Source organism: Acidaminococcus hominis (genome assembly GCF_022484025.1).
GTDB lineage: Bacteria > Bacillota > Negativicutes > Acidaminococcales > Acidaminococcaceae > Acidaminococcus > Acidaminococcus hominis.
The window spans coordinates 587,201-603,229 of sequence record NZ_JAKVMG010000001.1 but is presented as its reverse complement, the minus strand read 5'-3'; the positions used below and the strand labels follow the sequence as shown (position 1 = coordinate 603,229).

Annotated in this window: 3 protein-coding genes; all 3 read left to right on the top strand. The window is 51.1% G+C overall.

The window, feature by feature from the left end; genetic code table 11:
- Window positions 1-973 precede the first annotated feature (973 nt).
- The 3 genes from LKE88_RS02725 to LKE88_RS02715 all read left to right on the top strand — a co-directional run bounded on the left by LKE88_RS02725 (window position 974) and on the right by LKE88_RS02715 (window position 15,735).
- Window positions 974-6,700, top strand: a complete 5,727-nt coding sequence (locus tag LKE88_RS02725; protein WP_276802682.1) for a hypothetical protein — start codon at window positions 974-976, stop codon at window positions 6,698-6,700.
- A 483-nt stretch (window positions 6,701-7,183) separates the two neighbouring features.
- Window positions 7,184-8,482, top strand: a complete 1,299-nt coding sequence (locus LKE88_RS02720; RefSeq protein WP_276802284.1) for an IS110 family RNA-guided transposase — start codon at window positions 7,184-7,186, stop codon at window positions 8,480-8,482.
- Between the two features lie 1,862 nt (window positions 8,483-10,344).
- Entirely contained in the window at window positions 10,345-15,735 is a 5,391-nt protein-coding gene (locus tag LKE88_RS02715) for an autotransporter outer membrane beta-barrel domain-containing protein (protein WP_276802680.1), read from the top strand.
- Window positions 15,736-16,029: the final 294 nt, after the last annotated feature.

Below are 16,029 nucleotides of genomic sequence, written 5' to 3'. Positions count from 1 at the left end.
TTGATTCCCGGACGGCTGTCGCATGGCTCGCGTATACCAAACAGCTTTTGGAAAAACTGTAGCGCTGTTTGGACGCGAACGCAACGTTTGCAGGAAGCGTTCCAGGCCTCTACTGGTCAAGTGAAAGAGAAGGGTGGTGCAGGTATTTATATACCTAAATTTTATCTCAAAACCCGTTTTGCACATGAATAGTATGGGTCTAAGACCGGCCCCTGAGCGGTTCGCTGCTAGCTGCGCAGCTGCGTCCTCGGACTTGCTTTGCAGGCAGCTATCGCATGGGCCTTATTGACCAAACATCCATGGGAAAACTTGTGGGCTGTATGGATGCGGCCGCAAAGCGTTGAAGGGGCTGTCAGCACGTAGGGCTGACTGAGGAAGTTTATTAGGATACGGCGATAAAGAACAATAAGAACGGAATCCTATATGTGCCCATCCGCCTTCTTTCGTCAGCATCCATTTTCTTTTTCACGGCCTTCATGTGCTCCGTTATTTTTTAGCCAATGTCCACAGAGTATAGACCGATCGGTCAGCTGGCAAAATTGGCTCTCACAAGCGTGCTGGAGTGGTTGGCGGGGAAAGTGGGGGAGTGGGGTTCTGGCTAGTACGGTAGTTTGGGGGTTCTGTAGGTTTTCAGAATGGGCTAGAAAAAATAAGAAAGAGGGGAATTGGGAAAGGTACAGAGATTCTCAGGGTGCTCCGGTTTAAAAAGAATGTATCTTTTTTAATAAATATAGCATTTTAGTATTTAACGTTTCATTATTCCTATAAAATCTATAGACAATTTTGTAGTTATACTATATAATTATCACTGTTTATATAACAAATACAATTTTTGTATTTGCAAATTGACTGCATCCATAGTTTATTTGTACTTCATACAAGAACAAGTTGAGGCGAAAATCGGATTTCTATGAATTTCAATGGGGAGAAGAATATGATGTTAAAAAAGGAGAGACTTTTATCCAGTATTATTTTGTCCAGTATTTTGGGCATGGGGCTTTATGCGGCTCCAGTATTTGCGGAAACGGCGGCAACGCCTACAGGGATTACGGTAGGAACTACCGGTGGCACGCAGCAGACGCTGACGGATACGACATTAACAAGCCTGTACGGCAATACGTACACGAATTCCACCAGCGGCAATACCGTTTCCATCAGCGGAGAAGGGACAGCCGTCACTTTGGCAGGGGAGACTGTCAGCGGAGGCAGCAAAACGTCCGGTATCTTGGCTGGCGCTTATACGACAGAGGCTGGAGACGCATCGAACAATACGCTTTCCGTAACAGATGGAGCCAGTGTCACGTTTTCCAGCAGCTATGCGGGTGTTGCAGGCGGTGCGTCTATGAATGGCGCTGCATCGGACAACCAGGTCACGCTGTCAGGGGCTTTCCTGAGTGTGCCTGACGGCAACAGCTTGGATATTACAGGCGGGGTGAGCGGAGCGTCTGCTGCAGACAATAATGTGGTGACCTTGACGGATCTTACCAGTAGTACGGAAAACCAGTCCGTTACGGGCGGCGAGTCACGGGCATTGACAGAGCCCAGCGACGGTGCCAGTGCTTACAGCGCATCGAACAACCGTGTCACGATTTCGGCCTCTACGGAAGCAGCCTATGCAGACATCACCGGCGGGCGTTCCACAGGAAATGCCAATGGCAACGTGGTATCCCTGACTTCTACTGCCACAGACACGGACAATCTGCTCACCGTTTCTGGTAATATTTATGGCGGGAATAGTGAGTCAGGCAGTGCAGAAAACAATGAGGTTACTCTCACAGGGAATGGGATTGTGAGAGATGCAAGCAATCCCACGAATACGCTGCCTTCCATCGATGTAGAAGGAACGATTTACGGCGGGAATGCAGCCTACGGTAATGCCAGCGCCAATACGGTTTCCCTGACCCAAGTCTTTGCCAGCGATGATATCTACGGCGGCCTTGTTGAGTCTAACACTACCTCTGGCGTCAATGCTTCGGGAAATACCGTTTCATTGACAAACAGCGTTGCCAATGGGGAAGTTTACGGCGGTCTCGTGGCCACAGGAAGCTCCTCCGCCAGCGCTTCCGGCAATACGGTAACGCTGACTAATAGTACTGCTGTCGAGAGCAGCATTTACGGCGGCTATGAGGAATACGATGCGGTATCGACTGATGTATTGACTGAGGAATCTGCTTTGGCAGCTAGCGAGGCGGCTACTTCGACGAGTACGCCGGCTTTTAGTGCCAACGCTTCCGGCAATACAGTAACGCTGTCGAATAGTACTGCCCAGAATTCGGATATCTACGGCGGCTATATGCTATACTATGGCGATACTTCTGCTTCTGTGGATGCTATTGCCGGGGCCAATCATAATACGGTCAAGCTGACGGATACGTCCGCTTCCGGTACCGGGGTCTATGGCGGCTATGTGTCGGGCTTTAGTAGTGCACCGGCCCTTAATGCCAACAGCAATACCGTGGAGATTTCCAATACTGCGGAGGCGGAGTATGGCGTCTCTACTGTTACCGGCGGTTATACGGATTACGGCGATGCCAATGATAATACGGTGAAAATTACAGGGACAAAGGTTACGCAAGATGATGAAACAACGTACCTGACCTCTGTGCGCAGCGATATTACCGGCGGGGAAACCGGGTCCGGCAATGCCGATGGCAATACGGTCACACTGGATACGATCGCTTCCTCGGGCACCGTCTACGGCGGCCAGGCGGGGAGTGCCCCTTCAGGCGGCGGTCAAGTAGCTGCTGCAGCTGCGTTTACGAGCCTTGTGGTTGCTCCCGTAGACGAAAGCACGGAAACGGATACCAGCACAGAAGCAGATTCCATAGCCACCAGTGCCAGCGGCAACATTGTAACGATTATGGGCAGCACAATCGATGGCGGTGTCTTCGGCGGCCTGGCAGGAAGCGCTTCCAGTAATTCCGGCGGCACTACCTATTTGACCAGTCTTTTGGCTGTCGCGACAGGAGATACTGCGGATACCAGTACAGGAACCTCCGCCATGTCCATCAGCGCCAATGACAACACCGTAACGATTGCAGACAGTGCAATCGGAAGCACGAGCGAGTCAGCGGGGGAAATCGGAGGCGATGTCTACGGCGGCTATGCCGGCGTTTCTGCCTTTGATCTGTATTTTCTGGAAGGTGCTTCACCCACCATTTCCTTGACGGCCAGCGGCAACAAAGTGGAAATGACAAACAGCACCGTTTCCGGGGCTATCTACGGCGGCCAAACCAGCGCTCCCACCTCGTATCTGTCTTCTCTGGAAGATGCTTCGCCTACCATCACCCTGATGGCCAGCGGCAACAAAGTGGAAATGACAAACAGCACCGTTTCCGGGGCTATCTACGGCGGCCTGGCAGGAAGCGCTTCCAGCAGCACAATTCTGCGCCCCCCTACAAACGTTGCAAGTACCAGCGAAAGTGACATAGTCCTCACTTCCTTCGCTGCCGCCTCTTCTTCAGTCGATGCGGTCTATATCAACAACGCCAACCATAACAGCGTCATCCTGAAAGGTACGCAAACAAGTTCAAACGTGTATGGCGGCTATGCCGGGGTTTCTTCCAGCAACAATTCCTATATCACCTATGCGACGGAAAGCCTTGCGGAGACCAGCCAAACGGCGTCCACCAGCACGGCGGATACCACAGGCGGCGCCAGCTACAATCAGGTACTCATTGAAGAACCTGCGGGGAATGAAACTGATGCGGATATAACCGGATATGTTTTCTCGCCCTATGTCTATGGTGGTTATGCCGTCGGCGGTACAGCCGCTGTTCCGTATCATACGAATGGCAATGAGGTATCTATTACCTATTCCGATACAACGCAGCTGGGCTACTATGGCAGCGTGTATGGCGGCTGGACGAACTATGGCGATGCCAGCGGCAACCAGGTCTCCATTACCGGGGCGGCTCTCACAGGAAATGATACGGTCACGACGAATCTGGAACTGGTTGGGGAAGGTGTAAATGGCGGAACTACCCAAAACGGCAATGCGGATAATAATACCGTAGCCCTCGATCATGTGACAATCAATAGTCAGATGATACGTTCTTCAAGCATGCCGGGCGTCATTGGCGGCAGCGTACTCACATGGTCCATGAGCCCAGTGCCTGTAACCCTGGCAGACGGGACTGTCTCCACAAGTGCCAGTGGAAACAAGGTGACACTGACAGATTCCGTAGTGACGAACTCAGTCTCCAGCGGCTCGGAGGGACCAACCATCGATGTGGCTGGCGGTTATGTAATAAATGATGGAAGGGATTTCCTGTCTTCCGATACGACGAATCTTGCTTATGAAGCTGCCGTTATATCCAATCAAAATACAGTTTCCCTGACGCGCAGCACAGCAGAAATGGTCGAAGGCGGCGTTGCTTCTGAATACCTGATGATCATGCCGAAATTGACAGGCAGTGAAGAAGAGACTGAGGCTTTAGCAGCTCCGTCGGGTAAGCTGACCGTTTCTGCCACAGCCAGCGGCAATACGGTAACCCTGACAGACAGCACCGTTTCCGGGGATGTAATGGGCGGCAGCGCTGCTGTCTCAATAGAAGACGCTAGCGACGGGGAGTCAGGCTTTGATTTCTCCGCTCTCACTATTTCAGCCAATGAAACAGCCAGCAAAAACATTGTGACGCTTAAGGGAAGTACCGTGGAAGGCGTAGTGATCGGCGGCTTTACCACGCAGGGGACGACCAGCCAGAATATGGTCTCTCTCAATGCTGACTCTGCAGCAGCCCTGGCAGCCGGCGGTCTTTCTGAAATGGGAACGGTTTCGAAAAACAGCGTCCTCCTCTCTGACAGCAAGGCCGAGGTTCTCTTAGGCGGCTATACCCTGACAGGAACAGCGTCGGACAATACGGTGAACGTTACGGGCGGCAGTGCAGCCTCCGTCTATGGCGGCGCAGCAGGTACCCTGAGTGAAGAAGATGCCGCGGCCCTGGGAGTGGATACTGCCAGCATGGGAAGCAGCCCATATGCTTCACTGCTGACCAGCCCCGCTGCCGTTATCACAGCCACAGGAAATACGGTGACGATCACGGGCGGCACCATCGGCAATCTCTGGGGTGGCTACGCAGCGGACGTAACGGAAACAGAAGATGATTCCGATGACTCTGGCGATGATTCCGAAATCATCATGACAGAAGCAACAGTCATGAGCGTGGCTGCTTTGGAAGAAGACACGACCACCACCACGACGACTACTACGTACAACAGCGGCAATGCTTCGGGCAACACCGTCAACTACTATGGCGGCACCGTCACGGGAAATATCACGGGCGGCGAGTCCCAGTCCGGCGCGGCTAATGACAACATTGTGAACCTGTATGGAACTCTGGTAGGCAGTGACGTAGGCCTGTACGGCGGCGTCAGTTCTGTAGAGAGCAAAGGTAATACCCTGAATGTATACACTGTAGGCAACAGCGTGGCCAACGTGGGCAGCTTCCAAGCGCTGAACTTCAACGTGCCGGGAAATGCAGTGGCTGGAGATACCATGCTGCTGGTAACGGGCACGGCGGACGTAAGCGGTGCTGTGGTCCAGGCCGGGGTAGATGACGCTGCCAAGCTCGGCAAGGGGCAGGTAATCAATCTGATTACGAATGCCCAGGGGGTTCCTGCTGCAGGGACAACCCTGAGCATGATCCCGGGCAGAGATGTGGTCACGGACGCTGGTTTCGTGCAAAACAAGGTAAGCATCTGGGCAGAGGATAACAACAAGGTTGTGGTTGGGATTCCTGCGGACAGCGTGCCGACCTTGAACCCGGACACCAAGCTGATCCCTGAACAGCGGGTGGCTGCGGTGCGCACCATCGGCAACGGCTCCGATGTGGCCATGGACAGCGCCTACACGGCGGCGGTTTCGGCAGCGGGCAAGACCCAGGACGAGGAAAAGGGCAGCTTTACGCCCTACGCAGTCATGGGGGCCAACCACCTGACCATCGATACTGGATCCTATGTGGATACCAACGGGTATGCAGGGAATCTGGGGCTGGTACGGCAGGTGAAGAATGCCAACTCTACGGATACCATCATTCCCTTTGCGGAATATGGCAAGAGCAGCTATGCGGCGCACCTGGACAACGGTGCCCGAGGCGACGGGGACCAGCACTACGGCGGCGTAGGGCTGCTCCTGCGGCGTGACCTGGATAACGGGGTGTACTACCAGGGTAACCTGCGGGTAGGCACCCTGGACGGTGACTTCCGGGGCGTAATCGCAGGGCACTATGCAACGTATGACACCAATTCCCGGTATGCAGCAGCGACCCTGGGTGCAGGGCGGCTCTACAAAACCGACGACAAGAACAGCGTAGATGTATATGGCCGCTTCTACTACACCCATTTGGGCAGCGACCAGGTTGCGGTCCACAGCAGTCAGGGCACAGGCATCTACAACCTGGATGCGGTGGATTCCTACCGGACCCGGCTGGGGGCACGGTGGACCCACAACTACTGGCAGAACCAGTCCTACTACGCAGGGCTGGCCTGGGATTACGAGTTCGACAGCACGGCCCGGGCTACGTACAAAACCTTTGCCACGGCATCTCCGGACAGCAAGGGCTCCAGCGCACTGCTGGAACTGGGCTGGAAGGCTGAGCCTACCAAAGAAACCCCCTGGGGCGGCGATGTGCGCCTGATGGGCTGGGCAGGCAAGCAGCGGGGCGTGGCAGTGAATGCGACGTTGACAAGACGACTGTAAGTAGTGCGGTCAATGGACCTGAAGTGTGCTGGCCTGGGGAATCCACTCTCTGTCACCTTCGGTGACATCTCTCCCCTCGTATGATATGTATGTGAGTTATTAAAAACAGCTCACATACATATTTTTTGTGCGTATAGCGGTAAGAACCATTCGGAGAATTTTCCTCTTCCGGTTTCCCGTCTATACAATCTGAAGCTCTGTAACAAAAGGTTTTCCCATGGTACGATATCAGTAGAGTCTGATGTCCGGAGGCACTGCTATCTCCCCTTGCAGCCAGTTCGTCTGTGTCTGCTCCCTTTAGCATGCGGCCCAGCTCATGAAGCATTACTCCGCTAACACAGAAGTTGCATCTCCTGCCTTAGCACCAGCAAAAAGGCTGACAGGATGAATGCTAATTGCGCGAGGTTGCGGTTACTTCATGATGCCTGGGATAAACCTTTTGCTCAGGCTTCACAAATCTGATCTGGGAAGGAGGATGATATCATGATTAAGATCAACACTTTGTCAACTTTATACGTCGGTATTGATGTAAGTTCAAAATCCAATGTTGTCTATGCCATGGACTTTGAACAGAATAAGCTTCTTTCTGATTCTTTCCCTAATAATCAGCCTGGCGCTGAAAAATTGGCGAATGCTATCTGTAAATGTATGCTTTCTCATCGAAATCTAAATACTATCGTTTTCGCATTAGAATCCACCTCCATGTACAGTATTCATATTGCCAATTTCCTGTCAGCCAGCGAAATTCTCATGCCTTTTCATCCGTATGTTTATTGTCTCAATCCAAAAATCACAGCGAATTACCGAAAAACTTTTATTGGCCTTTCCAAAACTGATTCAACGGACGCATATATCATTTCTGATTTAGCTCGGATTGGCAAAATCAAGAGTTCTCCCTGGAGAGGCAGTCAGTTTCTTGCACTCAAGCGTCTGACACGGCACCGACTGCACCTCGCTGAATGCATCACAAGAGAAAAGACCTACATGATTTCCAATCTGTTTCTTAAATTTAGTGAACTGGAGATTTTGGATCAGGAATCACAGCCCTTTAGTAACATTTTTGGGACCACTTCAGCTGCCGTTTTGACAGAATTCTTTTCTGTACAGGATATTGTGGATGCCAGCGAAGAAGAGCTCCTACAATTTCTGGCAAAAAAAAGCCGGAATCGCATTACAAACTTAGCTGAAACCTCTAAATTGCTAAAAAAGGCCGCCCAGGATTCCTATCGTCTTGATAAGCGTGCAGCTGAACCCCTGACAATCGCTCTGGCCAGTTCGTTCAACTGTATTGAGTCTTACAAGAAGGAAATTAAGGCAATTGATCATGCTATAGAAAAGACGGTCAAGGGCGTTAATCCTAACGCCTACATGATTCTACGGTCCATTCCTGGTATTGGACCAGTCTTGGCTGCTGGCATTCTCGCTGAGATTGGTGATATTTCCGCTTTTCGCTCAGCTGATTCGCTAGCTAAATACGTTGGACTTACTTGGCGCAAGAGCGATTCAGGCGACTTCGTGGCCGAGGAAACACCCGTTTTCAGAACGGGTAACACATATCTCCGTAATTATATTGGAGAGGCTGCAAACAGTGTCCGAAGATACATCCCTGAATACGCAGAGTATTACGCCAAGAAATATGCTGAAGTGCCAAAGCATCAGCATAAAAGAGCACTCGCGCTTGCATCTCGTAAATTAGTACGACTCGTTTTTGGTTTGCTGGTCAAAAACCAACTGTACGCCGGCGGAAAGTTGAACGCCGAACAGAATAACGATTTCAAATAGCACCCGTTTTTTTTGAAGCAACATCGGGTGCAGGTGAAGTGCGCCCTTTTTTTGATTAATACATAGAATATCTTAAAAAAAATATGCTTGACATATTACCAGAATGCTAAAGGCGAGAGATTTGGGCAGTTCGTGCAGGCCATGAGATTTAGTTTATAAGACAAAAGCTCCTCCTGAAAACCGACTGGTTTTCAGGAGGAGCTTTTTGGTGCAGTCAGCGGACCTGAAGTGATGTGGTGCCGGGAATCCCCGAGCGGTTCGCCGTATTCCAGTCGCCATCGCCTTGCAGGCTCGGTTCCTGGACGGCTATCGCAGGGGTCGTATATTCCATTTCTCAGCAGCTGAGGCCTTGAGAAATGGATACGACTCCCTTACTCAGCCACTGACGTGTCTGCCAGCTCCCCCAGTGGGTTCGCAGCTAGCCAGTCATTTTCGCCTTGTAGGCTCAATTCCTGGGCTGCTATCACATAGGCCTTATTAACCAAACAGCCATTTGCAGAATTTGTGGGCTGTTTGGATGCGGCCGCATAAAGGTTGGAGCTTATAAATGGTCGTGCGGTCAGCAGGGTGTAGGTGTGGACCGGGCCCATCCGCCTTCCTGGCGTCAGGCACCTTCCCGCAGTTGGACTGTTGTTGCTGCGGGAAGGCAGCGGCCGGCGGCCGCAAAGGCTTGGATGAACTTCTATCGGCACCTTATTCTTGGAAAAACTTCTTCCGTCAGCCTATCGGCTGCCACCCCCTTCACGCTTGAAAGGGGCTATAGAGGAAAATGCGCCACTTCCTGAGCGGTTCGCCGTATACCGGTCATCAGCACCCTACGGGTTTGATTCCCGGACGGCTGTCGCATGGCTCGCGTATACCAAACAGCTTTTGGAAAAACTGTAGCCCTGTTTGGACGCGAACGCAACGTTTGCAGGAAGCTTCCATAGCAATTACTGGTCAACTGTTAATCGTTACTGTTGCGCTGCCACTACATTAACTGTCAAAATATCTAAAGCAGCGGACAGTACTACCCCATGCCCTCCCCGCCTAGCAGGAAGAGGAGGGACGGCCAATCCGAGAATCCAAGGGCCGGGGTGGGGAAGGAACATTCTGCGGCGCTGGCGCCGCCATATATTCCATCTTGATTCCTCAACAGCTTGATGCCACCCAAATTTCAGGCTTCAAGCTGTTGTACGTTCTCCATTTCCTCTATTCCTACAAATTATAGTGACTCAATTCTCTCGATTTCACACAAAACCGTTTTCATTTTTCTTCAGCACCTCCTGTAATTGCCTCACCGATCTGTCGATTTCACACAAAACATCCTCTTTTTACTAATCTAGCGGTGATAATCATTCTTTTGCAGTTCTTCTTCTTTTTCTAAGCCCTGCGAAATCGGAAATATTCTTGATTTGACAACACGTGATAAATTGTCCACCAGATGTGATTATTTTTCGTACATATTTTGAGATTTCTTTGTAGTTTTTTAGGTTATTTTGCTGCGTAGGAGGGGGAGGCATAAGCGTTCAAATTGGTTGGTAAACTTGAATATAATGATTTAACACGCCCTGCTAAATTGATCAGTATAAGTATATTTCTTAATTACAAGAAATAAGATGTTTAAATACTTTTTTGCTTTATAATAATGCTATAAATTGGGGAAATTGGCTTCTTCGTCACGAATTGACAGAATAGCAAATACGTTTTTGTGAGGAGGAGTCCAGTGGCCAAAGGAGATGAGGCTGCCCGTGTACAGCTATAAAAGAGTGAGTAAAATACAGTCGGAGATAGCGGCTGGCTGATTTTTGGCCATTGTAATTGTATGAGCAATCGTTGTGTTTCGTAGGGGAAATGCAACAGATTTCGGGGAGGTTTGGGGAATGAAAAAGTATCATCAACAATTGTTGACCACGCTGGTATTGTCCAGCATATTGGGTATGGGACTATATGCACAGCCTGCCTTGGCCGGCAGCACAGAAGTCGTCACTCGTGTTACCGATAAAGAAAATGATATCAGCGGTCAGACAAATATTAGTACCAATGTTTACGGCGGAGATCTAAGCCTAGATGCTGATAGTATAGCAGCTTTGCTGGATAACACCGATGTCAGCGTCAAGAACAACAAGGTTATTGGCGAGAACAGCGCCTTCACAATAAGTAGGAATAAAGGCATCTATGGCGGCTATCTAAAGGCAGAAGGCACGGCAGACGGTTCTCCCACGGTCACCTTTACGGTTAGCGGCAACAGTGTTTCTTTCTCAGACAGTACGTTTACGGGTAAGAATAATTTGGTCGCCGGCGGCTATGGGGAAATTTCTCTGGGTGATGCCGCTTCCGTAGTACTGAGCCCTATAAACGTTACGGACAATGCGGTGAATATTTCCTTTGAAAATGAAAAGCTGGCGGAGGAAACGACCTTTAATGCTGATTTATACGGTGGTTACACGGATTTGGGCAATGCAAACAGCAATGAAGTAACCATTACCGGAGTGAAAGCTGCTGATGGCAGCAATTTGCTGACCCTCGATGCTGATGTATTCGGCGGTAAAAGTGGTGGTGCTGACAGTAGCAGGGTATTTCACGGCGGCAGTGCCGATGACAATACGGTGAATCTCAAAAATGTCACTCTTAACGGGGATGTCCAAGGCGGCTATGTGAAATATGGTCTGGCCGGTATTAGCAGCGCCAGTGGTAACGAAGTTACCATTGAGGCTAGTAAAGTTGCGTCTGATAGTACAACCAGCCTTTACGGCGGCAGTCTGTGGATAGATTCGCGGAATGTAACGACTGCAGCCAACGCTGATGGTACAACGACAGTAAGCTATACAGATAAAAATAGTAAAAATATAACCTATACGCTTCCGGCTGCAGCAAATCTCGGCGCCAACAAGAATGTAATCACCTTAAAGGATCTGGAACATACATTGACAGATGCAGACCTCTACGTCTATGGCGGGGATGCAGAGTATGTTAAGGGTACCTCTTCTCTGCTTACGGCCAATGATAATCAGGTAAACATTTCTTCTACCCTGAATGAGGCGGCAGGCTATAGAGATGTCTACGGCGGCTATGTGGATGAAGGCAATGCCGATGGCAACAGCGTAAAGATTACTGGGAAGTTACTTGCCATGCCGGATGAAGATGGCAACAGCTTCAATACGATAGTCGGCTCTGTCATTGGCGGGAAGACTAGTAATCCTATCGAATTCTATGGCAATGCGGAACACAACAACGTAACCCTGGAAAACGTGCAGGCTGGATCGGTCTACGGCGGCAATGTCTATGGCCTATCTGGGAATGGCGCCAGCAGCAATACGGTCACTCTGATAGACAGCCTGGTCAGTAAAACGTATAATGTCTATGCTACTGTTGCTGATGGAGCTGTGTATGGCGGCTATTTGGGCCTTCATTTGTATCACCTTGATGACGAAAAACCGACAATACAGGCGGATACAGCAGCCAAGACTGCGACCGTTGACGATAGCTATATCACTGCTGATGCGGAAAAGGCCGGTGCCAATAGTAATATTGTAAATGTCTCGTACAGCCTGGACGCATCAACTGCCTATGAACGGGTAATAGGCGGCTATACAGAAGCCGGATCGGCCAATGCCAACCAGGTCACTGTGAGTGGCAAGCAGCTGACACAAGGTACCAATCTGACCATTGGGGCGGAACCTGACGCTGATGATAGAGATGCAGGTTATTATCCGGTACCCGTTATTTATATAGCAGCAGCCGGCGGTATCGCTGCCTGTGGTACGGCCAATGAAAATACCCTGACCCTGACCAACACAAGCTTACAAAACGACGTCTATGGCGGCCTCGTAGGCAGCACCCAGGGAGGTACTTTCAGTTTCTATGGCGATTATTACATGCCAAACGACTTGTTTACCGCTGATGCGACAGAGGCCAATACGAACCGGGTATTCCTGACCGATGCTTCTTCTACAGGAGTCATCTACGGCGGTTATGTAGTGCCCGATGAAGGTACAGCCATTGCAGAAGCGCAGGCCAATGAAAACACCGTACAGATGGTCCAGACTCTGGACAAAGAAACGTCCTACGGAGACGTTCTGGGCGGTACTGCCCTCTACGGGGAAGCCAATGGCAACAAGGTCATCCTCCAAAGTACGGAAAAGGGCAGCATCACGGCAACAAGCGTCATCGGCGGCGGTACTGGCGGCACCAGCGCGGACAACAATACCGTAGCCCTGACCAATAGTAAGGCAAGCGGCTCTATCATCGGCGGCACAACAGTCCTGCCCGCACAGAAATCGATTTATGATTATGATGAGGATAGTGAGGGGTATGTACATTTTCACATAACAAAAACCTATACAAGTGCACTTTCCTTTACAGCTGCGGCGGAGCAAAGCGCACAGGGAAATACGGTCTCCCTGGCCAAGGTTAATGCCAGTGGCCTGGTGCTGGGCGGTATGGTCATGCAGGGTACGGCAGCAGGCAATACGGTCACCCTGACCAATGGCTCTGCGGCCGCTGACGTCTATGGCGGCATCTCCGGAGTAGGTGCAGCCCAGGGCAATACGGTCACCATCTCCGGCAGCACGGCAGGAAGTGTCTACGGCGGCGCAGCGGGCCTTTTGGGCACGGACGCGGGCAGCCTTCGCAGCACATTGATCAATAGCATGCCGACTGTGGACTATACATCGATTAAAGAGTATGAGTCTTACGATGATGGTTGGAGTTATACGTATCAAGGTACAACCTTAACGGATGTAGCCTATACCCCTACGGTGACAGGTTCTGTGAGCAGCGCCAGCGGCAATACGGTAAACCTGGTTAGCGGCACGGTGGACGCCATCTACGGCGGCTATGCCGTGGATTCCACTATGGATGCGAACGTGGCAGCGCCGACGGTACAATTAAAATACAGCTTCAATGAAGATGATTGGGTCTGGGTAGCCGAGGCTGTCGACTCTTCCGATGCTTCCGATGCTGAGATAAGTGTAATGACAGCGGAAGCTGCAGAACCCACATCGACCACCTACAAGAGCGGCGCTGCCAATGACAATACGGTGAACGTCTACGCTGGCACCGTAAATAATGGGATTACAGGCGGCTATTCCCAGTCCAGCACTGCCAACAACAATACGGTCAATTTCTATGGCGGTACTGTTACGAAAGGCATTATCGGCGGCCAGTCTGAATCTGGCACGGCCAATAACAATACGGTGAACTTCGCCAACGGTACTGCTGCGAGTGGTATCGTCAGCGGCAAGTCTGAAACTGGTACGGCCAATGGCAACACGGTGAACTTCTACAGCGGTACTACCAATGCGAACATCGTAGGCGGTCAGGCAGAATCGGAAGCCAACAACAACACCGTGAACTTCTCCGGCGGTACTGTTGCGAATGGCATTATCGGCGGGCAGTCCGATTCCAGCACGGCCAATGGCAACACGGTGAATTTCTACAGTGGTACTACCAATACGAACATCGTAGGCGGGCAGGCAAAATCTGAAGCCAACAACAATACGGTGAACGTCTTCGGAGGTACTGTTGCGGAAGGCGTTATCGGTGGGCAGTCTGATTCCGGCACTGCCAATGACAACACCATTAATTTCTATGGCGGCACTGTTACGGAGGGTCTCCTTGGCGGACAGTCCACAACCGGCGCAGCCAAGGACAATACGGTGAACCTGTACGCCGCACTCCTGACCAGCGAGGGCAAGCTCTATGGCGGACAGGGCACGGAAAGCACCGGCAACACCTTGAATGTGTATGCCAAGGGCAGCAGCGTAAAGAATCTGGATTACTTCCAGAATATGAATTTCTATGTGCCTGCAGGAACTGGAACAGGAGAAACCCTTTTGACGGTAACGGGCACGGCCAATGCCAAGGATTCCAATATCCAGGCAGCTGTTGGGAACGCCACGTATTTGGCCGACGGCGAGGTCATCAACCTGCTGGCCGATGCCAATGGGGTGGAAACCAACCAAGGAACCAGCTACAGCATGAAGGAAGGTATGGATACAGCGCTGAACGCCGGCTTCCTGCGGCGGAAGGTGAGTATCTGGAAACAGGACGATAATACGGTGGTCTTGGGCGTTCTTCCAGGGACTCCAGGCGTTCTTGATGCAGATACCAAAGTCCTTTCTGAAGGACAGACCAACGCAGCCAACCTGGTAGCCGGAGGATCGGAAGTGGCTGTAACGGACGGCTTGTCAGCGGCTATGGAAGCTTGGCAGGGGCAATATGAAATGGATCGTATGCGCGCCTATATCAATCAAGGGGGATTAGAAACCTCATTGCTGGTAAAGAAGACGGCCCCCAGCGAATTGCTCAGCCAAGTGCGCACCGATTCTTTGACTGTAAGCCCTGCGGCGCCAGAAACTGCCGCTGAAACGGCTGCAAAGACTGCGCCAACCTCGGCCGCCGAAACGGCCCCAGAGACTATTCCGGCACCGGCAGCAAATGCGGCCTTCCTGGAACAGCAGGATGTGGCTGCTGAGTATGTTCCCTATGTGATGCTGGGTGGTCACAACTTGCGGTACAACACCACTTCTACGGTAGATACCAATGGGTTTAACGGAGAACTGGGCTTTATCAAGCGTACCTTTACGGATGGTTATTCTGACACCATTATGCCCTTTATAGAATATGGCACTGGCAACTTCACCAGCTGGAGCGGCAGTGCCCGAGGTGATGGCAGTCAGCACTATGTAGGGGCAGGCCTTCTGCTGCGCCGGGATTTGAACAACGGGGTGCATTATGAAGGGCTGGTGCGGGGCGGCCATCTCAGCGGGGAATACGCTGGGCGGATTGCAGGCGTTGACGCCAGCTACAACACGGCTTCCAACTACTTCGCGGCGCATGCAGGTCTGGGCAAGGTCTACAAGCAGGCTACCAATGATTTTGATATCTACGGCAAGCTGTTCTATTCCCACCTGGGCAGTGATGACTTCCAGCTGCACAGCGCCTTCGGTGCTGCGGACTACAAACTGGACGGCGTAAATTCCATCCGGACCCGTCTTGGCTTCCGGTGGACCAAGCATTTGGATGAGAAAACCTCAAGTGTTTATGCTGGACTGGGCTGGGATCGTGAGTTTGATGGTGAATCCACTTCCCATTATCAGGACTACACTTCTCCGGATGCCAGCATGAAGGGCTCCAGCGAGTTCCTGGAACTGGGCTGGAAGAGCAGCGCCACCAAGACGAATCCTTGGGGTGCAGATCTGCGGGTGACCGGCTGGCACGGGGTAAAACAAGGCTTCACCTATAGTGCCACCATCTTTAGAAAAATGTAATCGAAACAAGTAGGCGGACAGGCCCCTGGAATTTTCGGATTCTAGGGGCCTGCTGCTAGTTCTAGCAGGCTTACAAGGCCAATATACAAATGGCGTTGGGCTTGACTTTACGGCAATTCTCCTTTTGCAGCAATGGTTAGTAATTTCACAAATTTCGCAAAATACATAGACAACAATATACAAAGCCGTTATAATATGATTATCAATAATCAACCGCAAGAAGGAATTATTCTAAATTATCGTGTAAACGGGCTGTGCTGTTTTTATGATTTTGTTTCAAGGTGGAAAAAGGGA